Consider the following 22,338-nt stretch of genomic DNA (forward strand, 5'->3'; position numbering starts at 1 on the left):
TTGTATTCACTTCATCAAGTATCGAAGGAATATCCAGAGAATGTCACAATTCTGGCGGCGTTCGTGGCGCCGTTACTGATGAACAGACTATCGGCTTTCTATAAGCATTTCGGGTTATGTTATTGATTGTACGCCGCGTTGCGTTTCAGGCGTTGCGCCACGTACCGGATTGCCAGAGCTGCGCAAGCGAAACGCGATAATCCGGATACGCGAACGCGAAGCCGGTGGCGCGCATGCGCGCGTTCGATACCCGCTTGTTCTCTCCATAGAAGGAGCGGGCCATCGGCGAGAGTTCCGCCTGTTCAAACGGGATCTCCGGCGGTGGCTCCACACCCATCAGCCGCGCGGCCTCGGCCACAACGTCCTGCGGCGGCGCCGGCTCGTTGTCGGTAATGTTGAAGACGCCGCTCGTACCATTGTTGGCGAGGAACAGGGTGGCCGCACCGATGTCCTCGACGCGGATGCGGTTGAACACCTGCCCCGGCTTGATCAGGCGTCGGGCCGTGCCGTTTGCGAGATTGCAGAAGGCGTTGCGTCCCGGGCCGTAGATGCCCGCAAGTCTGAGCACCGCGACCGGGATGTTCTGCCTGACGCCGAAGGCGATCCAGCCGTCCTCCGCTTCCACTCGCTCGACCGAGCGCGCCGAAACCGGTTTGCGCAGCATGTCCTCGGTGACCCATGCTCCGCCATGGTCGCCATAGACGCCGACCGTCGACAGATAGCCGATCCACTTGAGGTTCGGAGCCAACTGCGTGAGATCCGGGCTGGAAGCGCGGAACATCGGATCGCCGTCCCGGCCGGGCGCGATCGACTGGATCAGGTGCGTCGCCTGGCCAAGCGCGGCTGCGAGTTCGTCGGAGATCGTTTCTCCATCGAATAGGATCGGGCGGATGCCGGCCCTTTCAAGCTTCGCCGCCTTCTCCCCGGTGCGGGTGGTGCCGACAACGCTTGCCGCCGTCGGAGCCATGGCCCGCGCGATTGCCGTACCGGAATAGCCGGCGCCAAGGATCAGGACATGCATCGGCTCACTCCCGCCATCTGCCATTCGTTGAGGACGTCTTCTTCCGTCTCTGGCTCGCATTGTTCGGCAAATTCTGCAAGCGCTGCCGGCGCGACCAATCGTGACAGCGCCCAGACCGCCATCGCCCGCACCACAGGCGAGGGATCATCGATGCGCGCCTTGACCGCAGGCGCAAGCGCCGGATCGCCGGAGTTGCCGGCCGCGATCAGCACGTTGCGCACGAAACGGTCGCGGCCGATGCGCTTGACCGGCGAGCCCGAGAACAGGCTGCGGAAGGCCGGGTCGTCGAGGTCGAGCAAGGCTTCCAGCGACGGCGCTTTCAGATCCTCGCGCGCCTTCAGCTTCATTTCGGAAGCCGTTTGCGCGAACTTGTTCCAGGGACAGGCGGCGAGACAGTCGTCGCAGCCATAGATGCGGTTGCCCATCAGCGGCCTGAGTACCGGGTCGATCGGCCCCTTGTGCTCGATCGTCAGGTAGGAAATGCAGCGCCGCGCGTCGATCTGATAGGGTGCGGGGAAAGCGCCGGTCGGGCAGGCATCGAGGCAGGCGCGGCAGGAGCCGCAATGGTCGCGCTCCGGCGCGTCGATGACGAGTTCCGCCGTGGTGAACAGGCTGCCGAGAAACAGCCAGGAGCCGAATTCGCGGCTGACGAGATTGGTGTGCTTGCCCTGCCAGCCGAGGCCGGCCTTTTCCGAGAGTGGTTTTTCCATCACCGGGGCGGTGTCGACAAAGACCTTGACGTCCTCGCCGGCGCGCGCGGCAAACCGCGTCGCGACTTCCTTGAGCTTGCCCTTGATGATGTCGTGATAGTCGCGGTTCTGGGCGTAGACCGAGATCGCGCCGCGATCGGTCTTTTCGAGAATTCCGCGCGGATCTTCTTCCGGCCCGTAATTCATCGCGAACATCACGACCGAGCGCACTTCGCTCCAGAGAGTTCGCGGGTCGGAGCGTCGCGCGGCAGTCTCGGCGAGCCAGTCCATCGTGCCGTGGAAGCCGTCGTCGAGGAAGTCCTGCAGCCGAGCCGGTGCCTCGGGAATGGCGTCCGGCCGGGTGATGCGACAGAGATCGAAGCCCTTGTCCGCCGCCTCGGCCTTCAGGAATTCGGTCAGCTTCAGCCGCCGTCTATCCCCATTGTCAGCCTTGGCAGTGATGCCGGGCACGGTTTCAGCCTCAGAAGTCGAGGTCCGCATAATGCGGAACCGGGGTTACGCCGCGCACGCGCTCGGAAAGCAGCGGGCGGAAGGAGGGGCGGGACTTCAGCCGCTGGTACCACTCCTTGGCGGTCGGGGCATCCGACCAGTCGATCTCGCCGAGATAGTCGAGCACGGATACCGTCGCGGCCGCCGCGAGATCTGCATAGGAGATACGGTCGCCGGCAAGCCAGGTGCGCGAACCCGCGAGCCAGGAGAGATACTTCATATGCTGGCGGATATTCGCGCGCGAGGTGCGCAGGATCTTGCTGTCGGGCGCACCGCCACCCTGGTCCGGCGTCATCTGCAGCTTGAAGATCCGCTCGCGCACCAGCGGCCTGGTGACGTCCGCTTCCATCTTCTGCAGGAACCACTCGACCAGGCGGCGGATTTCCGCGCGCTGGAACGGGTCTTCCGCCAGAAGCCGACGATCCCGCTTCATGATGCCGTTCGTCTCGTCGAGATATTCCGAGATGATCGTGGCGCCACAAAGTGCTCTCATACTGTCGTCAACATACACCGGTAACGTCCCCGCCGGATTCAAGGCCAGGAAGTCGCGCCGGTTCTCCCAGGGCTGCTCCTCCGACAATTCCGTCTGATAGCCATATTCCGATAGGATAAGGCGTACGAACCGTGAAGCGGCGGACATGGGGTGATGATACAGTGTCGGCATCGATGATCTTGCTTCTCAGAGTCTTTTTGCAGGGGGCGTCAGCTTTTTGCAGGGGGCGTCAGCGTGGCGGCGCAAGCGTCTGGCCACGGCTCCTGTGATAGAGCTATAGAAATTTGTGGTGGCAAACACAAGCGAATCAGCCTTTTCCTCCCACTCCAAAACTTGTCAGGAAAATCTCATATATGGCGGATCAATCGATCATCAGCGCGCTCGTCCTCGGGCTCATCGAGGGCTTGACGGAGTTCATCCCTGTCTCGTCGACGGCGCACGTCCTCCTCGCCGGCCACTTTCTCGGCTTCAAGTCGCCGGGCAACACCTTCGCCGTCCTCATCCAGCTCGGCGCCATTCTCGCGATCCTGCTCGTCTATTTCCACAAGCTTCTGTCGATCGCGCTGGCGTTGCCGACCAGCATCAAGGCGCGCCGCTTCGTCTTGTCCGTTCTGATCGCCTTCCTGCCCGCAGCCGTCATCGGTGCGATCGCCCATGATTTCATCAAGGCGGTGCTGTTCGAGACACCTGGCCTGATCTGCGTCGTGCTGATCGTCGGCGGCGTCATCCTCTATGCGATCGACCATCTGCCGCTGAAGCCGCGCTATACCAATGTGATGGACTATCCGCCGTCGCTGGCGCTGAAGATCGGCCTGTTTCAGTGCCTGGCGATGATCCCCGGTACCTCACGCTCCGGCGCCACGATCGCCGGCGCCCTGCTGATGGGCACCGACAAGCGCTCGGCCGCGGAGTTCTCGTTCTTCCTGGCGATGCCGACCATGGTCGGCGCCTTCACGCTGGATCTTTACAAGAACCGCGACGCGCTTTCCTTCGACGATTTCACGCTGATCGCCGTCGGCTTCATCGCGGCTTTCGTTGCCGGCATCTTCGTCGTGCGTTCGCTCTTGGACTTCGTCTCGCGGCGCGGCTTCACGCCGTTCGCCATCTGGCGCATCCTCGTCGGCACGGCCGGCCTGATCGGCCTCTGGCTGCTTGGCTGAACCGGGATTGCTATCCCCAAACGAAGGCGGGTTCTCGGACGCGCCTTTTTCTTTGGCCTCAGTTTTCTTTGGTCTCTGACCGGGCCCCAAAAACTAAGCCGCGTGCGTCTCAAGGTGAAACGCACGCGGCCACTGGCCCCCGCCAATAACTCTAAATATGCCCTCGCAGCAATTCCGGGAAAAAGCGCGAAGCGGCCTTCCGTCCGTCATTGCGTGATCTGAAGGGCGCCGGCCTTAGTGGCCGGAAAGATCGATCGATGCCGTCGTGCACGGATCGACGCCATAGGCCGGCGCGCAATCCTTGCCGCTGCTCGCGACCGTGTTCGGCGCGATAAATGAGCCAGCCAGAATGATCAGTGCCGCAGACGCAAAAAAGATTGCGATCGACTTGCCCATGGACGCTATGCCTTTCGAGATTGCTGCTGCCGCCCGCCGTGCCTTGCGATCGGGGCGCGAGGCGGTGTTTAGTCGCTGGATATGACATGATCAATATCAGGACATGTTGAATTTGCGGTAAATGCCATTCGCTTTATTAACTGCGGCAGAACTGCAACGCTGTTGCCCGGATGCCACAGCAAACGGCCGCCGGCGGGTGCCGGCGGCCGTTCAAAAGAAGATGGGCTTCGCAGCGATCAGGCGGCGCGGCCGCTGCGGGTGTACTGGCCCTGCGGGCGATAGCGCACCAGATAGGTCGGCAGGATCGATTCCAGCATGGTCGGCTCGATGCCGATGCCGGTGAGCGTGCGTCCTTCCGAAATCGCCTTTGCCGAGACGACATTGTCGGATTTCAGCAACACTACCTGGTCCGCCGTGAGCGGCGGCGTGATGAAGGGGACCATCGACGCGATGCGGCCGATGAGGGACGCCACGCCGAAGGGCAGCGATACCAGCGTGCGCTTGCGGTCGATCGTGTTCAGCATGATCTCGAGACAGTCGCGGAAGCTTAAGACGTCCGGGCCGCCGAGCTCATAGATCTTGCCCTTGGCGATCTTGCCGTCGACGGCGCGCGCGACGGCCTCGGCCACGTCGGTCACGTAGACCGGCTGGAATTTGGTGTGGCCACCACCGATCAGCGGCAGGATCGGCGAAGAACGGGCCATGCTGGCAAACTTGTTGAAGAAGCCGTCCTCGGGTCCGAAGATGATCGAAGGACGCAGGATGATCGCATCAGGCTTCGTTTCCAGGATCGCCGCCTCGGCGCGACCCTTGCTGCGGGCATATTGCGACGGCGAGGAAGCGTCCGCGCCGATTGCCGAAATGTGCGTCAGAGTGGCGCCGACGCTACGCGCAGCTTCCGCCACGGCGCGCGCGCCGAAGTCCTGGACGGCGTCAAAAGTATTACGGCCGCTTTCAAACAGCACGCCGACGCAGTTGATGACGTGGTCGGCGCCTTCGACGGCGCGGTCGACGGATTTACGATAACGCAGGTTCGCCTGGACGAAGGAGATCTGGCCGACATTGCCGAGCGGCTGCAGGTGGCCGGCAAGGTCCGGCCGGCGAACGGCAACACGAATGCGGTAGCCGCGCTTGGCGAGCGCGCGCACGACATGACGGCCGACGAACCCGGATCCGCCGAAAATCGTCACCAGCGGCGGAAGGTTGGACAAGGTCATGGGAAACGCACTCCTGATCGCAGAGGAAAGAATTGATTGCTACATAGCCCAACAGCCGCGAGAGGTGAAGGCCAATCCACGCGGCTTGTAGGACCAGTCGAAAGATGGGGGATGCCGGGCCGTCAGACGCCTTCGACGACGACCATCTCCGCGTCGGCGACTTCCTGGCGGATCGCAGCGGCAATCTGATATTCGGGCGAGTTGTAACAATCGATCGCTGCCTGCAGCGACGGAAATTCGATGACGACGTTGCGCGCACGAACGCCGCCCTCAAGGCGATGATGTTCGCCGCCGCGCGCGAGAAAATTCGCGCCGTATTTCTCGAAGGCCGGCTTTGCTGCCGCCACATAATCCTTGTAGCGCTCGGGGTCGCGGACATCGACCCGTGCGATCCAGTATCCCTTGGCCATGTTGAGCTCCTCGTCTTTCGGCACCGGGGCCGACGGCAGTTACTTCCGGCAAATTTCGGTCGAGGTCAAGCGGCTCAACATGGGATCGCCTCGGTGACAGGAATGCTGCCCGCGTCAGCGCGGGAGAGCCCCGTCCATCTCCGCCAGAATGGCGCGGGCGGCGGCAAGTGGCTCAGTGGCTGCGACGATTGGGCGCGCGACGACGAGATGGCTGGATCCGGCCTTCAGCGCTTCGGCCGGCGTCATCACCCGCTTCTGGTCGCCCTTGTCGGCGCCGACCGGGCGGATGCCCGGGGTGACCAGCGCCATGTGCGGCCCGATGATCTTGCGGACTGCGGCGGATTCTTCAGCCGAGCAGACGATGCCGCCCATGCCGGCCGCGCGCGCCTGTTCGGCCCGGCGCAGCACCAGCGTATGCGGATCGTACTCATAGCCGGCATCGATCACGTCCTGCTCGTCCATCGAGGTAAGCACGGTCACGCCCAGCAGGCAGAGATCGGAACCCCTGGCAGCCTCGACGGCCGCCTTCATCGCCTTCGGATAGGCGTGCAGGGTCAGCATCGACATGCCCATCTTGACGATGTTCTCGACACCCTTGGCAACCGTGTTGTCGATGTCGAGCAGCTTCATGTCGAGGAAGACCTTCTTGCCGCTCTTGGCAAGGTCGCGCGCGAATTCGAGCCCGCCGGCAAAGACCAGCTGATAGCCGATCTTGTAGAAGGAGACCTCGTTCCCGAGCGTCGACACGATCCTTTCGGCATCGGCGATCGTCGGAAGGTCGAGGCCTACGATCAGTCTGTCGCGCGCGGTTTCGGTCATCGTCTAGATCCCCTGCCTGTTTTCCATGGCGGTCCAGTCGCATGCGACGGCGCGATCCGCAAGGCGGAAAGCGAAGACGTTGCCGCCACCACCACCCTTCTGGTCGGAGCTGCGGGCAATCGGTGCGCCGAACAGCCGGCATTTCAAGAGGGTTCCGACGCCGCCGTGGCCGACGAAGGCGATCGGAATTTTGGGATCGATCTGGACCTGCGGATGGGTGACGTAGACGGCGAACATCCGCGTCAGTGCGCCCGACGATAGACCCAAAGCTGTGCCGGCGGGATGTTGCGCACGACGAAGTCGAGATGCTGGATGCTGTAGCGATCCGGCATGGCGACGACGGGCGACAGCGGCCCATAGGAAATCTGCACGACCGGCCGGCCGGCCGGAATGCGTGACAGCAGATCCTCGATCAGTTCGACGCGCCGGTGCATCGGAAAGTTCAGAAGCGGCACCGCCGAGACGACGCTGTCGAAGGTCTGCCCCTTCAGTTCGCCGAGCGTATGTTCCAGATCGAAGGCGTCGCCATTGACGAAGTTGACGCCGGCGAAGTTAGCCTTGAGCTGGTTATAGAAGTCGGTGGAATATTCGACCGAGACCAGGCTCGACGCGGGCAGGCCGCGTTCCAGAATTGCCTTGGTAATGACGCCAGTGCCCGGGCCCAACTCGAGAACCGGCAGGCCCGAAGCCGGATTGATGACGCTCGCCATTCGGCGCGCGGTAACGGAAGAGGTCGGCAGGATTGCGCCGACAGCCTTGGCATTGCTCATCCATCCCTTGAAAAAGCGAATTTCCTCGTCGAACTTCCGTCCGAGCCGTTCCTTCACCTTCACGCGCAAATTCATTGAACCCCTCAAAACCGTCGTCCTCTCCTCATAGGCCGCCCGCTATGGATCCTCGCTCGCTGATTCGAGCCGGTCGCGGCGGTGGCAATCATAATGTGTCCCCATCTGCGGCAAAAACAAGTCTATCTGCGCCTGAAAGCGTCCGCTTATCAACAGCCGCCGGATGGATCGACCAATAAAGAACCCGTCACGCGCAGGCGTGACGGGTTGGTATTCGCACCACGTCACGCCCGGTTACACGCGCATCGGCATGAGCACGTAAAGCGCGTCTTCGGCAGCAAGATCGCGAACGAGCGTCGGCGAGCCCGGATCGGCCAGCATGAAGATCGCATCGGTGCCGGTGAGCTGCGAGGTGATGTCGAGCAGGTACTTGGCGTTGAAGCCGATTTCGAGTGGATCGTGCTCGTAGCCGACGGGCAGTTCCTCGGTAGCACTGCCGGAATCCGGATTGTTGACCGTCAGCGTCATCTGGCCCTCGCTCAGCGCCAGCTTGACGGCGCGGCCGCGCTCGGACGAGATCGTCGAGACGCGGTCGACAGCCTGGGCGAAGGACTGGCAATCGACGCGCAGTTCCTTGTCGTTGTTGGCCGGGATCACGCGCTGGTAATCTGGGAAAGTGCCGTCGATCAGCTTCGAGGTCATGACGATCGAGCCGATGGTCAGGCGGATCTTGGCATCGGACACTTCGACGGTGACGACGAGATCCGGATTGTCGAGCAGCTTCTGCAATTCGCTGACGGTCTTGCGCGGGATGATGATACCCGGCATGCCCTCGGAGCCCGACGGCGCTTCGACGTCGGCGCGGGCGAGGCGGTGACCGTCGGTAGCGACGGCGCGCAGCTTCAGTTCACCCTTGCTCTCGACGGTGTGCATGAAGATACCGTTGAGATAGTAGCGGGTTTCCTCGGTCGAGATCGCAAACTGGGTGCGATCGATCAACATCTTGAGGTCGGTCGCCTTGAGGCGGAACGAGTGCGAGAAGCTGCCGGCGGTGAGATCCGGGAAGTCGGACTGCGGCAGGCACTGCAGCGAGAATTTCGAACGGCCCGAGGCAACGGTCATCGCCGTGCCCTCGGAATTGGTGGCGAGCAGCACTTCCGAACCGTCGGGCAGCTTGCGCACGATGTCGTAGAGCAGATGCGCCGGCACCGTGGTCGCGCCCGACTGTTCCACCTGCGCCGGCGTCGCCTCGGTGATTTCGAGGTCGAGGTCGGTCGCCTTCATTTCCAGGCTTGCGCCGTCGGAACGCAGGAGCACGTTCGAGAGGATCGGGATCGTGTTTCGCCGCTCGACCACGCGGTGTACGTGGTTCAGCGATTTCAGGAGGTTGGACCGCTCGAGAGTAATGCGCATGGGATGCCGCTTTCAACCATTGCCCGGCGGACGAGGCGCCCGCCTGAGCGTCAACTGCGAGTGTCCCGGCCGACCGACCGGAAAGATGTGGACCGGCAAAATGGCAGAAACAGCGCCCGAAAAGCAAGGGGTTTGAGGGCTTCTGTCCCCAGGTGCGACGCGCTGGCCCGCCCTCTTGCCCTTGCTCCGCCATGCCGGCTCGCTCATAAAGGCGAGACCAGAGCGAGATGCGGAATGGTGTTTGCGGCTTTCCGCCCGCATCCCGCTCTAACTTACGAGAAACGACCACGTTTATGATTTCAGGCCGACCCGACCTGAAATCACAAATGCGGGTAAAGCGCTTCGGCGGGCACGATCAGGACGTTGCAGGTGGAAAAACAGAAGACATCGGAGCCATCCGGCGCGCAGAGAGAGCGCAGCTATCGCCTGCATAATGTCAGCGTCCCGGCCCGTCCGCTCGATGCCGCGCTCTACCTGGTGGCAACCCCGATCGGCAATCTCGGCGACATCACGCTGCGGGCGCTGGAAACGCTCGCCGGCGCCGATGTGCTCGCCTGCGAAGACACGCGGGTCACGCGCGTGCTGCTCGACCGCTACGGTATCGTGAACCGGCCTTACGCGTACCACGAACATAATGCCGACGAGGTGGGGCCACGGTTGCTGGCAGCGCTCGCCGAAGGCAGATCGGTCGCACTCGTCTCCGATGCCGGTACGCCGTTGGTCTCCGATCCCGGCTACCGCCTGGCCCAGCTTGCGATCGAGGCGGGACACCGCGTCGTGCCGATCCCCGGTGCCTCGGCGCCGCTCGCCGCCCTCGTCGGTTCCGGCCTGCCGAACGACGCCTTCCTCTTTGCCGGTTTCCTGCCGACCAAGGACAAGGCGAAGCGCGATCGCCTCAAGGAATTCGCGACCGTGCCGGCGACGATCATGTTCTTTGAATCGCCGCACCGGATTGCCACGACGGTAGCGGCCGCGGCCGAGGTGCTGGGCGAAGGGAGACGGGCTGCCGTCTGCCGCGAGCTCACCAAGACCTTCGAGGAGTTTCGCCGCGGTACGCTCGGCGAGCTCGCCGCCCATTATCAAGAGGCAGGTGCCGTTAAAGGCGAGATCGTTCTCGTCATCGGTCCGCCGGATACGGCACCCGAGCCGGAAGCGGCCGATGTCGACGCGCTGCTGCTAAGCCTCGTCGCAGACATGCCGGCCGGCAAGGCGGCGACCGAAGCCGCCCGTCAGACGGGCCTGCCGCGCAGGGAACTCTATGACCGGCTGCTGCAATTGAAGGAGCGCCATGGCGACTGATGCGGGTGATCGGCGGAAGCTGAAGGCGCTGAGGCGCGGATACCTCGCCGAGTATCGCGCAGCACTCTGCCTGTTGCTCAAGGGTTACCGCATCGTCGCCATGCGCCATCGCACCAAGCTCGGCGAGATCGACATCATCGCCCGGCGCGGCGATCTCATTGCCTGCGTCGAGGTCAAGGCGCGCCGCTCGGCCGAAGACGGCGTCTTCGCGGTGACCGCCACGGCGCAAAGGCGCATTCGCGCCGCGAGCGATCTCTGGCTGGCGAAGCAACCGGATTACAACAGGCTTTCAGTGCGTTACGACATCATCACGGTGACGCCGTGGGGCTGGCCGCGGCATCTGCCGGATGCCTTCTGAACCGGGGCGGGATCAGGGAAAATGATTGTGGCGTTCCAGCGGCATCCCGTCTTGGAACATATTCTCGAATTTGTAACACAAAAGCGTAACTTCCCGGGCCTGCCCGTGTTGATCGGTGGCGACACCGGCAACCATGCCGGCGGCGACTTCGAGGCGGAAGGGCTCTTTGCCATGAGTGCAGCCCGTGGCTTCACCCGCCACGGTGGCCCGCTCGAGGTGATGACCACCCGACCGAGCCTGATTACCCGTTGGCCGGAGCGCGCGATGAAGGGATTGGTTCCTTTCGCGGGGGCTGAAGATCGGCGAAACCAGGATCATTCCCTCGCTCGATCAGTCCGGCCGGCCGCTCTCGGATCACGATCTCATCACCTGCGTCGTCGAAGGCTTCGAATAGCCTCACCTCGCCTTGCCTAAGGCCCGCCCACATTCTACATGTTGCGGGCTTTTCCAGAGTAGAATGGCGCGCGATTTCCGCGGTCACTCCGCTCTGGCGGTTTGAAATCGATCGCGGGTTTCCGTGATGCAATGGGGACGGGAAGATGGCGAAAATCGTCAATGTCGGGGTCCAGATGGACCATGTGTCGGGCATCAACATTGCGGGTGATTCCACCTTCGCGATGAGCCTCGAGGCACAGTCGCGCGGCTATCGCCTCTTCCACTACACGCCCGAAAAACTGTCGCTGCGCGATGGCAAGGTCTATGCAAGCGTGCAGCAGATGACGTTGCGCGACGTCAAGGGCGACCACTTCACGCTTGGCGAAGCCGAACGCGTCGATCTTTCGACCATGGACGTCATCCTGCTCCGTCAGGACCCGCCCTTCGACATGGCCTATATCACCTCGACCCACCTTCTGGAGCGCCTGCATCCGAAGACGCTGGTGGTCAACGATCCGGCCTGGGTGCGCAACTCGCCGGAGAAGATCTTCGTCACCGAATTCGCCGACCTGATGCCGAAGACGCTGATCACCCGCGATCCCGCTGAGATCGCAAGCTTCCGCCAGGAGATGGGCGACATCATCCTGAAGCCGCTCTACGGCAATGGCGGCGCTGGCGTTTTCCACTCGACCCGTGACGACCGCAACCTGTCGTCGCTGCTCGAAATGTTCGGCCAGATGTTCCGCGAGCCCTTCATTGCCCAGGAATACCTGCCGGCGGTGCGCAAGGGCGACAAGCGCATCCTGCTCGTCGACGGCGAGCCGGTCGGCGCCATCAACCGCGTTCCGGCCGAGCACGACGCCCGCTCCAACATGCATGCCGGCGGCCGCCCCGAGCCGACTGAACTGACGGCCCGCGAAAAGGAAATCTGCGCCCGTATCGCCCCGGCGCTGAAGGCCCGCGGCTTCCTCTTCGTCGGCATCGACGTCATCGGCGACTATATGACCGAGATCAACGTCACCTCGCCGACCGGCATCCGCGAAGTGAAGAAATTCGGCGGAGCCGACATCGCCAGCCTGCTCTGGGACGCAATCGAGCGCAAGCGCGCCTGATCCGACTCTCTCCTTAAAACGATCTCGATCTTTGCGCGTCTGCTGAGATGCGCGGCGCTGTCGAGGGGCTTCCGGGCAATAGAGATCGCCGCGGCTCCGCCCGCGGCCGCTCGCTTGAGCATCCTTGTCGATGGCACCATGCGGCCTCCCGTCGTCAGATGTTCTGTAATTGTTCTTGTTTTTGTGCGTGAACCGTGCAAGGCTCCGTCTTGCAACTCAAGGCGGTTGCGGCGCCCATGAGTATGGGCTGCCCGGGCGAGGGGATAATCATGGTCGCGCGTGTCAGCACGGTCGCATTTCAAGGTATCGAGGGTCTGCCGGTCGACGTTCAGGTGATGGTTGCGCCGGGCAAGGTCGGCATGCAGATCGTCGGCCTGCCGGACAAGGCTGTGGCCGAAAGCCGCGAGCGGGTGCAGGCGGCGCTTCATGCTTCCGGTCTGGCGTTGCCGGCCAAGCGCGTCACCGTCAATCTCGCGCCCGCCGATCTCCCCAAGGAAGGCAGCCACTTCGATCTGGCGATCGCGCTTGGCCTGATGGCAGCACTCGGCGCCATTCCCGGCGACGCGCTGACACCTTATGTCGTGATCGGCGAGCTCAATCTCGATGGCACCATTGCCGCGGTCGCCGGCGCGCTGCCGGCGGCGATCGGCGCCAATGCGCTCGGCAAGGGGCTGATCTGCCCGGCCGAAAGCGGGGCGGAGGCCGCCTGGGCCGGGGCCGAGATCGATATTCTCGCGCCGCGCAGCCTGATCGCCATCGCCAACCATTTCCGCGGCACGCAGGTGCTTTCGCGGCCACAAGCGGCGATCCGCTCCGGTGCAGCGGACTTGCCCGACCTCGCCGACATCAAGGGCCAGGAGAGCGCCAAGCGGGCGCTCGAGGTGGCGGCCGCCGGCAACCACAATCTGCTGATGGTCGGCCCACCCGGATCGGGAAAGTCGATGCTCGCGGCACGCCTGCCGTCGATCCTGCCGCCGCTCAGTCCGGCGGAGCTTCTCGAAGTGTCGATGATCCATTCGATCGCCGGGCAATTGCCGGGCGGCAAGCTCTCGGACCGGCGGCCGTTCCGCACGCCGCACCATTCCGCCACCATGGCCGCCATGGTCGGCGGCGGTATCCGCGCCAAACCGGGCGAGGCGTCGCTCGCCCATCATGGCGTGCTGTTCCTCGACGAGTTTCCGGAGTTCTCGCCGCAGGTGCTGGATGCATTGCGCCAGCCGCTCGAAACGGCAGAATGCATCATCGCCCGCGCCAATCACCGCGTCAGCTATCCCGCCGCGATCCAGCTCGTCGCTGCCATGAATCCCTGCCGCTGCGGCATGGCCGGTGAGCCTGGCCGCAGCTGCGCGCGTGGACCCCGCTGCATGGCCGATTACCAGGCGCGCATCTCCGGCCCGCTGATGGATCGCATCGACATCCGTATCGACGTCCCGGCCGTCAGCGCCGCCGATCTATTGAAGCCGGCGGCCGCCGAAAGCAGCGAGGTCGTGGCCCGTCGCGTCGCCCGCGCCCGGGCCTTGCAGATCGACCGCTTCGCCACGCTCGGCCATCCGGAATTGACGAGCAATGCCCGCTCATCGACATCGATGATCGAGAAAATCGCCGAGCCCGACGCGGCCGGTCTGCAGCTCCTCAGGGACGCCGCCGAAAAGATGAAGTTTTCCGCACGCGGCTACCACCGTGTGCTGAAGGTTGCGCGCACGCTCGCCGATCTCGACGGTGCCGTAACGGTCGGGCGCATTCATCTGGCCGAAGCGATTTCCTATCGCATCGCCGGCGAAAGGTTGCAGGCGGCGGCATAGCAGACGATTAGCTCTGCGATACCCGATCCATGTGTTTCACGACGCCGTCCTGCGCTCGACACTCGCCAACCTTGCAGGCTTTACGGAGCAAGGAGCCTGACGCGACATCGCCGATCGATCGGGAACAAAGAAAGGGCGCCCGCGGCGCCCGTTGACCAGTAGGCCGATCAGCCGCCGAGGCCCTCGAACAGCGCCGTCGAGAGATAGCGTTCGGCGAAGGACGGGATGATGACGACGATGGTCTTGCCGGCATTTTCCTCACGCTGGCCGACCTCGATCGCGGCCGTCAGTGCCGCGCCGGCGGAGATGCCCACCGGCACGCCTTCGAGCCTGGCGACGAGGCGGGCGGCCTCGATGGCTTCGCCGCTATTGACCGTGACGATCTCGTCATAGATCGAGGTGTCGAGGATCGCCGGGGCGAAGCCTGCGCCGATGCCCTGGATCTTGTGCGGGCCGGGCGCTCCACCGGAGAGAACGGGCGATTCCTCCGGCTCGACCGCGATCACCTGGATCGAAGGCTTGCGTGCCTTCAGCACCTGGCCGGCGCCGGTGATCGTGCCGCCGGTGCCGATGCCGGAAACGAAGATGTCGACCGCGCCGTCGGTATCGTTCCAGATCTCCTCTGCCGTGGTCTTGCGGTGGATTTCCGGGTTGGCCGGATTTTCGAACTGCTGCGGAATGATCGCGTCGGGCAGGGTCTCGACCAGTTCCTGTGCCTTGGCGATCGCGCCCTTCATGCCCTTGGCGCCTTCCGTCAGCACCAGTTCTGCGCCGAGCAGCGCCAGCATCTTGCGCCGCTCGACCGACATGGTCTCCGGCATGGTGAGGATCAGCTTGTAGCCCTTGGCAGCGGCGACGAAGGCGAGCGCGATACCGGTATTGCCCGAGGTCGGTTCGATCAGGGTCGTGCGGCCGGGGACGATCTTGCCCTGGGCTTCCAGGCTCTCGACCATCGCCACGCCGATGCGGTCCTTGACCGAGGCGATCGGATTGAAGAATTCGAGCTTGGCGAGCAGGTTCGCCTTCACGCCCTTCTCCTTGGCAAGCTTGTCCAGCCGCACGATGGGCGTATCGCCGATCGTCTCCGTGATCGAGGAATAGACGCGGCCGCGGCCGGGCTTGCGTGTGTCGGACATGAGGCTCTCCCTTGGGCGTAGACTGTTCGTCTCTGAGAATAGGAACAACCGCCGTCCAATGCCAGAACGGCGAACGCGACAGGATGACCTGCCGAAGGAAAAATCACCGGCGAAGTCGTTGTTCGGGAAAAGTTCTTTCAGCCCGCGCGAACGGCGATATAGGCGGCCGTTCCCGCAAGCACGCTGGCTGCGACACGGTTCAGCGCCTTCAGCGCCTTGGGTTGCTTGAGCAGCAAGCGCGCCCGCGCGGCGAGCAGCATGTAGGGAACCAGTACCGTCAAGAGCACCAGGAAGGTTGCCGTCAGCAGCAGGCCATAGTCGCGCGGGCCGATCGCGGCAATGTCGACCAGCGTCGGCACCAGCGCCACGTAGAACAGCATCGTCTTCGGGTTGCCGAGGGTGACGAGCAGGCCGGAGAGGAACGACATTGCCGCATTCGTCGATGGCTTCGCCTTGATATCCTCAGGCAGCAGCCCTGCGGTCCAGAGCTTCCAGGCGATATAGCCGAGATAGAGGACGCCGGCGAACTTCACCACCAGGAAGATGGTAGTGAAGGTCTGCGCAATCAGCGCCAGCCCGAGCACGACAGCCGTGAGATAGATCATGTCGCCGAGGATCACGCCGAGGCCCATGAAGAAGGTTTCACGAAAGCCGGAGCCGAGGGCCCGCGCGACCAGCGCGGTCACGCCGGGACCGGGGATGGCCGCCGCGATGAACAGGGCACCGCTATAGGCGATGAGGGCCGCGAGCGTCATGGACATTCCTTCGAATGGTGGTGCAGGCTTTTAACGCAAACCGCTAAAAAGGGAAATCACGGAACGACCGCCAATGGGCGCGCCTGGCGCCAAAATTGCCCGGGTGACAAGTCTGGCATTGCCCGCGGTCGCCGGATCAGTAGAGCTTGCTGAAAAACCGAGCGAAAGGCGCGCTTCCATGCCCGAATTGAAGGATCTTATCGGCTTTGCCCTGCTGGCACTCGGCATGGTGCTGACCCCGGGGCCGAACATGATCTACCTGGTCTCGCGCTCGATCAGCCAGGGACCGGGTGCCGGATTGATCTCGCTCGGCGGCGTCGCGCTCGGTTTTGTCGTCTACATGGTCTCGGCCGCGCTCGGCATCACCGCGCTGCTGCTCGCCGTGCCCTTCGCCTATGACGCGCTGCGTCTCGCCGGCGCCGGCTACCTTCTCTATCTCGCCTGGCAGGCGGTCAAGCCGGGCGGTCGGTCCCCTTTTCAGGTCCACCAACTGCCGAAGGACGGTCCGAAGAAGCTTTTCGTCATGGGGTTTCTGACGAGCCTGCTCAATCCCAAGGTGGCGGTGCTCTATCTTTCGCTTCTGCCCCAGTTCATCCGGCCGGAGCTCGGCAATGTGCTCGGCCAGTCGCTGGTCTTCGGCTCGATTCAGATTGTGACCAGCGTCTCTGTCAACGCGATGATCGCACTTGCCGCCAGCGGCATTGCCGCTTTCCTCGCGGGGCGGCCGCTGTTCATGGCGGCGCAGCGCTGGGCGATGGGCACGGCGCTCTTCGGCTTTGCGCTTAGCATGGCGTCGGAGGCGCGGCGTTGAGCCAGCGCCTGCCCTATCCTCGGAGAGCTACTCGAAAACCGGCCGCATGAAGCTGCGCTCGTAGCTCAGGATGCAGCGGGTCTTTTCGGCGTACGCAAAGGCTTCCTGACACTCCGCATCCGCGGCCATTTCCTTGCGGTAGCTTTCATAGGCAGCAAGGCTCGGGAAGCTGAAGAGCGCGAGCGCGATGTTGTTTGCGCCCTCGTGTGGCATGAAATAGCCGTGATGCGTGCCGCCCAGCCGATTGACGAGCGGAATCCAGAGCTTGGCGTAGTGCTCGAACTCGGCGGCCTTGTAGGGATCGATGACGTATTTCAGGTAGCAGGTAATCATGCGGCTCTCCCTTCGCGTTGCCGCTTGATAGAAGAGGGAAGGCGAAGTTTCCAGCCGAGATTCATGCCGGCGGCGGCAACGAGGATCGCGATGGAGCCGAGGATCTGGACCGGCTGCAATTGGTGGCCGAAAGCGACGCGGTCCACCACGATGGCGGCGATCGGGTAGATAAAGGAGAGCGCGCCGGTCATATGCGTCGGCAGCCGCTGGATCGCGCCATAGAGCAGCACATACATCAGCCCAGTGTGGATGATACCGAGAGTGAGGAGGATCGACCACTGCGCGGCCCCCGACGGTGCGGCGGCGGCGAGCGCCATCGGCGCGAGCATCACGGTCCCGGTGACCACCTGCACCAGTGCGATCAGATGCGGCGGCGTGCCCTTGAGCAGCTTCGTTGTGATCGCTGCGATCGCATAGAAGAAGGCGGCACCGACCGCGAGCGCTATGCCGGTCAGATAGCTTTCCGGGGCGAAGCCGTGGCCGGGCTTGGCCGCGACGATCGCCAGCATGCCGGCGAAGGAGACGGTAAGCCAGAAGATCTTGGTGGTGGTGATCTTCTCGCCGAGGAACAGCGCCCCGAGGCCAAGCAGCATGAAGGGTTGCGTGTTGTAGACCATGGTGGCGATCGAGATCGACGCATGGGAATAGGCGGCGAAGAGCAGCAGCCAGTTGACGACGATCGCGATGCCGCCGGCAACCGAAAGCAGCAGCATCCGGCGGCTGAAGTGACGACGCTCGAGGAGCCCGAGCGCCCAGGCGATGGCCACGAGAGTGAAGGCCCCGAAGACGCAGCGCCAGAACACCACGCTCGTCACCGGCTGCCCCGACATCAGCACGAACCAGCCGATGGTTCCGGAGATCAGCATGGCCGCCGTCATCTCGATGCTGCCGCGTTTGAGTTCGATGTTCATGATCACTGCTCCATTTTGGTGATCGGAGAATAGCCGGTGCTTGCGGCCTTTCCCATGGATGAACTAAGGCAATTGTGCTACATTGCCTAATTATCGAAGTTCTGTTCGTTGTTATGACTTATGGTGCCGTGATGCTGGACGAGATTGACCGACGAATCCTCGACATTCTGGCAGCCAATGCCCGGGTCTCGCTGAAGGAACTGGCGCAGGAGGCGGGGCTATCCTCTCCGAGCGCTGCGGATCGTCTCCGCAAGCTGGAAGAGCGCGGCATTCTCGATGGTTTCACGATTGCCCTCAACCCGGTGAAAGTCGGCTATCCGCTGCAGGCGGTCATCCGGGTGCGGCCAATGCCGGGCATGCTGCACATCGTCGAGCGGCTGATCCAGGACACGCCCGAAATCGTCGAATGCGACAAGGTCACCGGCGACGATTGTTTCATCGCCAAGCTCTTCGTTCGCGACATGGCGCAGCTCGACACGATCCTCGACCGGATCGCCGAGAAGGCGCAGACGAACACTTCGATCGTCAAGTCGTCGCCGGTAAAGCGCCGCCTGCCGCCTCTGATTTAGGAAAAATCTCGTTTAAACGCCCGTCGAGCCGAAGCCGCCGGCGCCGCGGGCCGTCTCGCTCGCCCCGTCAGCCTCGCGGACCGTGACCTGCGTGACCGGTGCGATCACCATCTGGGCAATGCGCATGCCGCGCTCGATGAGGAAATCTTCGTCGCCGAGATTGACAAGCAGCACCTTCACTTCGCCGCGATAGTCGCTGTCGATCGTGCCGGGCGTGTTGAGGCAGGTGATGCCGTGCTTGAAGGCGAGCCCTGAGCGCGGGCGGATCTGCGCCTCATAGCCCACCGGAATCTCGAAGATGAAGCCTGTCGGCACCAGCGCCCGCTTGCCCGGAGTGAGCATCAGCGGGCGATCGGCGGGAACGGCGGCGCGCAAATCCATGCCGGCGGCACCTGCCGTTTCATAGGCGGGCAGCTCAAGACCTTCGCCGTGCGACAGGCGAACGAGGTTGAGGGTCGGGCGGGATTCGGAGGGGTGCGTGCTCATGGTCGCATAAGCCGGCGCGTGGATGCCTCGGTCAATTGCATAATCGGGGCCGAGCCTGTAAAGGACGCGGCAACTCACAGGATTCTACGACATGGCTGAAACTCTCGCCGAGGCGGTCTCCCGCCGCCGCACATTTGCGATCATTGCGCACCCGGACGCCGGTAAGACCACGCTCACCGAAAAGCTGCTGCTGTTCGGCGGCGCCATCCAGCTCGCCGGCGAGGTCAAGGCCAAGAAGGATCGCATCCAGACCCGTTCGGACTGGATGAAGATCGAGCGTGAGCGCGGCATCTCGGTCGTCACCTCGGTGATGACCTTCGAATATCACGGCAATGTCTTCAACATTCTCGATACGCCCGGCCACGAAGACTTCGCCGATGATACCTACCGCACGCTGACGGCGGTGGACGCCGCAGTCATGGTCATCGACGCCGCCAAGGGTATCGAGCCGCGCACGCTGAAGCTCTTCGAAGTCTGCCGCATGCGCGATATCCCGATCATCACCTTCGTCAACAAGATGGACCGCGAGAGCCGCGATCCCTTCGAGATCCTGGATGAAGTCGAGGAAAAGCTGGCGCTCGATTGCGCGCCGGTCACCTGGCCGATCGGCCGGTCCAAGACCTTCTGCGGTTCCTATCATCTGGCCGACAACACCGTACGCGGCTCCGATACGCAGGAGATCCCGACCAAGGTCAACGGTCCGGAAATGGCCTCCCATCGCCTGCCGGAAAACGAGCGCGACGCCTTCACCGACGAACTGACGCTGGCGATCGAGGCCTGCAAGCCCTTCGACAAGAAGGCCTTCCTCGAAGGTCACCTGACACCGGTCTTCTTCGGCTCGGCGCTGCGCAACTTCGGTGTGCGCGATCTCATCAATGCGCTCGGCGACATGGCCCCGCCGCCGCGTGACCAGGTGGCGGATATCCGCACGGTGCACGCTACCGACGACAAGATGACGGCCTTCGTCTTCAAGATCCAGGCCAACATGGATCCGAACCATCGCGACCGCATTGCCTTCGCTCGCGTCTGCTCCGGCAAACTCGAGCGCGGCATGAAGGCGCGCCTGTCGCGCACCGGGAAGCAACTGGGCCTCAGCGCTCCGCAGTTCTTCTTCGCTTCGCAGCGCCAGCTTGCCGACACCGCTTATGCGGGCGACGTCGTCGGCATTCCGAACCACGGCACGCTCCGCATCGGCGACACGCTGACCGAGGGTGAGCCCCTGGTGTTCCAGGGCGTGCCGAATTTCTCTCCGGAAATCCTGCGCCGCGTGCGGCTGGAGGATGCGATGAAGGCGAAGAAGCTGAAGGAAGCGCTGCAGCAGATGGCGGAAGAGGGCGTCGTCCAGCTCTTCTCGCCGGAAGACGGCTCGCCGGCGATCGTCGGCGTCGTCGGCGCGCTGCAGCTCGATGTGTTGAAGGAACGCCTCAGCGCCGAATACGGCCTGCCGGTCTCCTTCGAAATGTCGCGCTTCTCCGTCTGCCGCTGGATTTCGGCCGACCAGGCCGCCGATCTCGACAAGTTCATCACGGCGCGGCGCGGCGACATCGCTCGCGATCTCGACGGCGACCCGGTCTTCCTCGCGCAGGACAGCTTCTCGCTGCGTTACGAGGCAGAGCGCTACCCGGCGATCAAGATGGTCGCGATCAAGGAATATCACGTCGCCAAGGCGGCCTGACCTGATGTCACCGGCCGGTGCCTGAAGCATCGGCCGGCTTCCGACGCCTGTCTTGACGAGACGTCTCCCCTACATCGAAAAATCGAAACGCGGTGACGAGCGGTCGAGAACGGCCATGCTCGGGCGAACATCCCAGGCTGCCGCGATCGCCCCCGAAAGCGCGATCATCAAACGCTCGACATCGTCGCGCGCCGTCTCGTGCAGGGCTTCGGCAACGATCAGTGTACGTGTGGTCTGCGGCCGGATCGCCGAATGGCCGCTCTGCCGGTTGGTCCAGCGTCGGGCGTGCGCCCGCCCTTCGCCATCCGCAAAGATCACCTCGCCGGGTTCGGGGCTTTCCACCTCTCCCGAGAAGGTCAGGTAGGTTTCATTACCGAGCGCCCGGCGGACCTGCAGAAAATCGGTGATGCGTGACAGATCGAAAACCGCAATCGGGATCGCGAAGGCGAGCGACGCGGCGTTGCAGAGATCGATCAGCGGGTGGATCGCCGGCAGGCTGCCTTCCTTCCTGAACCGTCGCAACAATGCCTCGGAGGCCGAACGATACTGTGTCGGTTTCAGCCCCATCTTGGCAAAGGTCCGGCGCCACGCCTGGATTTGCGGCAGGTCGCTTTCCGAGCCCGTACCGAGGCGCTCGTTTGCGATCGCGTGGAAGCGGCGAACATCGTCCTCGACCGAGATATCGCTGCATACGCCGTCGATGAAGAGTGCGCCGGCGCTGAGCTCCGAGAAGTCGCGCCAGATATCGTCCGCGTGTTGGAAGTGCATGGAGATCCTCGAAGCCTGTGGGTACATTCTGGCTCAAGCCTCCTTTGCGGGAAAGGCGCCTAACGCCCTTCGGCTGGAGCGGATCTGAGGCACGGTCAGTCCAAGAACGGCGCCGAGCACGCAGCCGATGCCCAGAAGCTGGTGGAGACCGACCGGTTCGCCGAACAGCAGGAAGGCGAAGAGCACGGCCGAAACCGGCGCCAATGCCGTAAAGACGGAAGCCTCGGTGCCGCTCACCCGCGCGGCGCCGGCATACCAGAGCACGAAGCCCGCAACGGTCGGAACGAGCGCATAATAGAGAACCGCGACGATCGCATTCTTGTCGATCACCGCAGTTGCATGTGGTTCGAAGAGCGCGGGGATGAGAGCGACGGCGAAGCCGAGGCCGGTCATCATCGTCGAAAGCGCAAGCGGCGAGATCTCTGCCTTCACGCGCTTGTTGAGAAGGATGAACAGGCCCTCGCAGACGACGGCGCCGAAGATGAGCGCGATGCCGAGTGGCGAATGGGCGCCGCCTTCGCCGGACTTGAAGACGATGGTCAGCACACCGATGGCGGCAAGCGCGATCGCCGCAAGCAGCCGTCGGTCGGGGCGCTCGCCGAGAACGAGGATGGCGATGGCGGCGGAAACGACCGGCAGGGTGCCAATCACCACGCCGGCATCGGTTGCCGACGTCAGGCTCAGGCCGGCGATCAGCAGGGTGGTGTAGCCGACGCTGCCGGCACCGGCCTGGGCGATGAGGATCAGCCAGTCGCGACTTTTCAGTTTCGGCCATGACGTCCCCGTGAACCACATCAACAAAAGGAAGAGCGGGAAGGCGACGGCGAAGCGCAGGGCTGTCGCAGTGAAAGGGGCCAGACCGGCAGCAATGATCTTGCTGGCGATCACCGTGCTGCCGACGAGGATCATCGCCAGCGACAGGTAGAAATAGCCCCGAAATTTTTCCGACATGTCCATTCTCCGTTGCAGTGCCGCGCTTTTCGATGCGCAGTGGGTGCAGCAATGCGCCGGAGAGGATTTCGGGTCTTGAATAGA

General features: G+C 63.4%; 24 protein-coding genes and 2 pseudogenes. 9 read left to right on the plus strand and 17 right to left on the minus strand.

Features of this window, described 5'->3' with window-relative positions; translation table 11 throughout:
* Positions 1-145: 145 nt before the first annotated feature.
* Genes QM996_RS18710 through QM996_RS18720 form a run of 3 tightly spaced genes read right to left on the minus strand, consistent with a single transcriptional unit; the run spans position 146 to position 2,884 of the window.
* On the minus strand, positions 146-1,021 hold the full coding sequence (locus QM996_RS18710; RefSeq protein ID WP_500268709.1) for an SDR family oxidoreductase: 876 nt from the start codon (positions 1,019-1,021) through the stop codon (positions 146-148).
* Positions 1,009-2,211 (minus strand): tRNA epoxyqueuosine(34) reductase QueG, encoded by a 1,203-nt coding sequence (gene queG, locus QM996_RS18715; RefSeq protein ID WP_500268710.1) that lies wholly within the window; start codon positions 2,209-2,211, stop codon positions 1,009-1,011. Before queG ends, QM996_RS18710 begins: the two co-directional genes overlap by 13 nt.
* A complete protein-coding gene (locus tag QM996_RS18720; protein ID WP_173515269.1) occupies positions 2,192-2,884 on the minus strand; it encodes a glutathione S-transferase family protein in 693 nt (230 codons plus the stop codon). Before QM996_RS18720 ends, queG begins: the two co-directional genes overlap by 20 nt.
* 182 nt (positions 2,885-3,066) lie before the next feature.
* On the opposite strand from QM996_RS18720, the gene QM996_RS18725 reads away from it, so the two are divergent.
* Positions 3,067-3,873: an undecaprenyl-diphosphate phosphatase gene (locus QM996_RS18725; RefSeq protein ID WP_500268711.1), complete on the plus strand. Its 807-nt coding sequence runs from the start codon at positions 3,067-3,069 to the stop codon at positions 3,871-3,873.
* Positions 3,874-4,107: 234 nt separating this feature from the next.
* Here QM996_RS18725 and QM996_RS18730 read toward each other — a convergent pair whose 3' ends face one another.
* The 7 genes and pseudogenes from QM996_RS18730 to dnaN all read right to left on the minus strand — a co-directional run bounded on the left by QM996_RS18730 (position 4,108) and on the right by dnaN (position 8,913).
* Positions 4,108-4,269, minus strand: coding sequence for a hypothetical protein (locus tag QM996_RS18730; protein WP_173515271.1), 162 nt, complete (start codon positions 4,267-4,269; stop codon positions 4,108-4,110).
* Between the two features lie 236 nt (positions 4,270-4,505).
* A complete protein-coding gene (locus QM996_RS18735; protein ID WP_500268712.1) occupies positions 4,506-5,486 on the minus strand; it encodes a complex I NDUFA9 subunit family protein in 981 nt (326 codons plus the stop codon).
* Positions 5,487-5,608: 122 nt separating this feature from the next.
* On the minus strand, positions 5,609-5,896 hold the full coding sequence (locus QM996_RS18740; RefSeq protein WP_500268713.1) for a DUF1330 domain-containing protein: 288 nt from the start codon (positions 5,894-5,896) through the stop codon (positions 5,609-5,611).
* Positions 5,897-6,010: 114 nt separating this feature from the next.
* Positions 6,011-6,715: an orotidine 5'-phosphate decarboxylase gene (pyrF, locus tag QM996_RS18745; RefSeq protein ID WP_500268714.1), complete on the minus strand. Its 705-nt coding sequence runs from the start codon at positions 6,713-6,715 to the stop codon at positions 6,011-6,013.
* A gap of 3 nt (positions 6,716-6,718) precedes the next feature.
* Positions 6,719-6,913, minus strand: a pseudogene (locus QM996_RS18750) (histidine phosphatase family protein); the annotation flags it as partial.
* Positions 6,914-6,957: 44 nt separating this feature from the next.
* A complete protein-coding gene (gene pmtA, locus QM996_RS18755; protein ID WP_429810876.1) occupies positions 6,958-7,560 on the minus strand; it encodes a phospholipid N-methyltransferase PmtA in 603 nt (200 codons plus the stop codon).
* Positions 7,561-7,794: 234 nt separating this feature from the next.
* Positions 7,795-8,913 carry a DNA polymerase III subunit beta gene (dnaN, locus tag QM996_RS18760; protein ID WP_500268715.1) on the minus strand — a complete coding sequence of 373 codons (1,119 nt, stop codon included), beginning with the start codon at positions 8,911-8,913 and terminating at the stop codon, positions 7,795-7,797.
* 369 nt (positions 8,914-9,282) lie between these two features.
* Between dnaN and rsmI the strand changes: the two genes are divergently transcribed.
* From rsmI to QM996_RS18785, 5 genes and pseudogenes are all read left to right on the plus strand, one after another.
* Positions 9,283-10,212: a 16S rRNA (cytidine(1402)-2'-O)-methyltransferase gene (gene rsmI / locus QM996_RS18765; protein WP_500268716.1), complete on the plus strand. Its 930-nt coding sequence runs from the start codon at positions 9,283-9,285 to the stop codon at positions 10,210-10,212.
* Entirely contained in the window at positions 10,202-10,570 is a 369-nt protein-coding gene (locus QM996_RS18770; protein ID WP_500268717.1) for a YraN family protein, read from the plus strand. Before rsmI ends, QM996_RS18770 begins: the two co-directional genes overlap by 11 nt.
* A 90-nt stretch (positions 10,571-10,660) precedes the next feature.
* Positions 10,661-10,964, plus strand: a pseudogene (locus QM996_RS18775) (endonuclease); the annotation flags it as partial.
* Between the two features lie 145 nt (positions 10,965-11,109).
* Positions 11,110-12,057: a glutathione synthase gene (gene gshB, locus QM996_RS18780; RefSeq protein WP_429810885.1), complete on the plus strand. Its 948-nt coding sequence runs from the start codon at positions 11,110-11,112 to the stop codon at positions 12,055-12,057.
* A 269-nt stretch (positions 12,058-12,326) separates the two neighbouring features.
* Positions 12,327-13,859 carry a YifB family Mg chelatase-like AAA ATPase gene (locus QM996_RS18785; RefSeq protein ID WP_500268718.1) on the plus strand — a complete coding sequence of 511 codons (1,533 nt, stop codon included), beginning with the start codon at positions 12,327-12,329 and terminating at the stop codon, positions 13,857-13,859.
* Between the two features lie 167 nt (positions 13,860-14,026).
* On the opposite strand, the gene cysK is transcribed toward QM996_RS18785, so the two are convergent.
* Complete coding sequence (gene cysK / locus QM996_RS18790; RefSeq protein ID WP_500268719.1) at positions 14,027-14,995, minus strand: PLP-dependent cysteine synthase family protein; 969 nt, start codon at positions 14,993-14,995, stop codon at positions 14,027-14,029.
* Positions 14,996-15,132: 137 nt separating this feature from the next.
* Positions 15,133-15,750 carry a LysE family translocator gene (locus QM996_RS18795; RefSeq protein ID WP_500268720.1) on the minus strand — a complete coding sequence of 206 codons (618 nt, stop codon included), beginning with the start codon at positions 15,748-15,750 and terminating at the stop codon, positions 15,133-15,135.
* A gap of 178 nt (positions 15,751-15,928) precedes the next feature.
* Here QM996_RS18795 and QM996_RS18800 point away from each other — a divergent pair, with 178 nt between their 5' ends.
* On the plus strand, positions 15,929-16,561 hold the full coding sequence (locus tag QM996_RS18800) for a LysE family translocator (protein WP_500268721.1): 633 nt from the start codon (positions 15,929-15,931) through the stop codon (positions 16,559-16,561).
* A gap of 27 nt (positions 16,562-16,588) precedes the next feature.
* On the opposite strand, the gene QM996_RS18805 is transcribed toward QM996_RS18800, so the two are convergent.
* Together QM996_RS18805 and QM996_RS18810 are read right to left on the minus strand one after the other, a co-directional pair.
* A complete protein-coding gene (locus QM996_RS18805; RefSeq protein ID WP_500268722.1) occupies positions 16,589-16,894 on the minus strand; it encodes an NIPSNAP family protein in 306 nt (101 codons plus the stop codon).
* Complete coding sequence (locus QM996_RS18810) at positions 16,891-17,805, minus strand: DMT family transporter (protein WP_500268723.1); 915 nt, start codon at positions 17,803-17,805, stop codon at positions 16,891-16,893. The genes QM996_RS18805 and QM996_RS18810 overlap by 4 nt, the downstream gene beginning before the upstream one ends.
* Positions 17,806-17,936: 131 nt before the next feature.
* Here QM996_RS18810 and QM996_RS18815 point away from each other — a divergent pair, with 131 nt between their 5' ends.
* Positions 17,937-18,374, plus strand: a complete 438-nt coding sequence (locus QM996_RS18815) for an Lrp/AsnC family transcriptional regulator (RefSeq protein ID WP_173515286.1) — start codon at positions 17,937-17,939, stop codon at positions 18,372-18,374.
* A gap of 12 nt (positions 18,375-18,386) precedes the next feature.
* Here the strand turns inward: QM996_RS18815 and dut are convergent, their stop codons facing one another.
* Entirely contained in the window at positions 18,387-18,860 is a 474-nt protein-coding gene (dut, locus tag QM996_RS18820; protein ID WP_500268724.1) for a dUTP diphosphatase, read from the minus strand.
* Between the two features lie 91 nt (positions 18,861-18,951).
* Between dut and QM996_RS18825 the strand changes: the two genes are divergently transcribed.
* Positions 18,952-20,535, plus strand: coding sequence for a peptide chain release factor 3 (locus QM996_RS18825; protein WP_500268725.1), 1,584 nt, complete (start codon positions 18,952-18,954; stop codon positions 20,533-20,535).
* A gap of 69 nt (positions 20,536-20,604) precedes the next feature.
* Here the strand turns inward: QM996_RS18825 and QM996_RS18830 are convergent, their stop codons facing one another.
* Together QM996_RS18830 and QM996_RS18835 are read right to left on the minus strand one after the other, a co-directional pair.
* Positions 20,605-21,303 carry a B3/B4 domain-containing protein gene (locus QM996_RS18830; protein ID WP_500268726.1) on the minus strand — a complete coding sequence of 233 codons (699 nt, stop codon included), beginning with the start codon at positions 21,301-21,303 and terminating at the stop codon, positions 20,605-20,607.
* A 33-nt stretch (positions 21,304-21,336) separates the two neighbouring features.
* The gene (locus QM996_RS18835) at positions 21,337-22,254 is read right to left on the minus strand and encodes a DMT family transporter (RefSeq protein WP_500268727.1); all 918 of its coding nucleotides are present in this window, start codon (positions 22,252-22,254) and stop codon (positions 21,337-21,339) included.
* Between the last annotated feature and the right edge of the window lie 84 nt (positions 22,255-22,338).

The sequence above is a fragment of the Sinorhizobium chiapasense genome, assembly GCF_045277575.1.
Classification (GTDB): domain Bacteria; phylum Pseudomonadota; class Alphaproteobacteria; order Rhizobiales; family Rhizobiaceae; genus Ensifer; species Ensifer chiapasense_A.

Bases quoted from the DNA above. Each gene is read 5' to 3' on its own strand.
- QM996_RS18710 (WP_500268709.1), bottom strand. From the start codon at position 1,021: ATGCATGTCCTGATCCTTGGCGCCGGCTATTCCGGTACGGCAATCGCG.
- queG (WP_500268710.1), bottom strand. From the start codon at position 2,211: ATGCGGACCTCGACTTCTGAGGCTGAAACCGTGCCCGGCATCACTGCC.
- QM996_RS18720 (WP_173515269.1), bottom strand. From the start codon at position 2,884: ATGCCGACACTGTATCATCACCCCATGTCCGCCGCTTCACGGTTCGTA.
- QM996_RS18725 (WP_500268711.1), top strand. From the start codon at position 3,067: ATGGCGGATCAATCGATCATCAGCGCGCTCGTCCTCGGGCTCATCGAG.
- QM996_RS18730 (WP_173515271.1), bottom strand. From the start codon at position 4,269: ATGGGCAAGTCGATCGCAATCTTTTTTGCGTCTGCGGCACTGATCATT.
- QM996_RS18735 (WP_500268712.1), bottom strand. From the start codon at position 5,486: ATGACCTTGTCCAACCTTCCGCCGCTGGTGACGATTTTCGGCGGATCC.
- QM996_RS18740 (WP_500268713.1), bottom strand. From the start codon at position 5,896: ATGGCCAAGGGATACTGGATCGCACGGGTCGATGTCCGCGACCCCGAG.
- pyrF (WP_500268714.1), bottom strand. From the start codon at position 6,715: ATGACCGAAACCGCGCGCGACAGACTGATCGTAGGCCTCGACCTTCCG.
- pmtA (WP_429810876.1), bottom strand. From the start codon at position 7,560: ATGAATTTGCGCGTGAAGGTGAAGGAACGGCTCGGACGGAAGTTCGAC.
- dnaN (WP_500268715.1), bottom strand. From the start codon at position 8,913: ATGCGCATTACTCTCGAGCGGTCCAACCTCCTGAAATCGCTGAACCAC.
- QM996_RS18770 (WP_500268717.1), top strand. From the start codon at position 10,202: ATGGCGACTGATGCGGGTGATCGGCGGAAGCTGAAGGCGCTGAGGCGC.
- gshB (WP_429810885.1), top strand. From the start codon at position 11,110: ATGGCGAAAATCGTCAATGTCGGGGTCCAGATGGACCATGTGTCGGGC.
- QM996_RS18785 (WP_500268718.1), top strand. From the start codon at position 12,327: ATGGTCGCGCGTGTCAGCACGGTCGCATTTCAAGGTATCGAGGGTCTG.
- cysK (WP_500268719.1), bottom strand. From the start codon at position 14,995: ATGTCCGACACACGCAAGCCCGGCCGCGGCCGCGTCTATTCCTCGATC.
- QM996_RS18795 (WP_500268720.1), bottom strand. From the start codon at position 15,750: ATGACGCTCGCGGCCCTCATCGCCTATAGCGGTGCCCTGTTCATCGCG.
- QM996_RS18800 (WP_500268721.1), top strand. From the start codon at position 15,929: ATGCCCGAATTGAAGGATCTTATCGGCTTTGCCCTGCTGGCACTCGGC.
- QM996_RS18805 (WP_500268722.1), bottom strand. From the start codon at position 16,894: ATGATTACCTGCTACCTGAAATACGTCATCGATCCCTACAAGGCCGCC.
- QM996_RS18810 (WP_500268723.1), bottom strand. From the start codon at position 17,805: ATGAACATCGAACTCAAACGCGGCAGCATCGAGATGACGGCGGCCATG.
- QM996_RS18815 (WP_173515286.1), top strand. From the start codon at position 17,937: ATGCTGGACGAGATTGACCGACGAATCCTCGACATTCTGGCAGCCAAT.
- dut (WP_500268724.1), bottom strand. From the start codon at position 18,860: ATGAGCACGCACCCCTCCGAATCCCGCCCGACCCTCAACCTCGTTCGC.
- QM996_RS18825 (WP_500268725.1), top strand. From the start codon at position 18,952: ATGGCTGAAACTCTCGCCGAGGCGGTCTCCCGCCGCCGCACATTTGCG.
- QM996_RS18830 (WP_500268726.1), bottom strand. From the start codon at position 21,303: ATGCACTTCCAACACGCGGACGATATCTGGCGCGACTTCTCGGAGCTC.
- QM996_RS18835 (WP_500268727.1), bottom strand. From the start codon at position 22,254: ATGTCGGAAAAATTTCGGGGCTATTTCTACCTGTCGCTGGCGATGATC.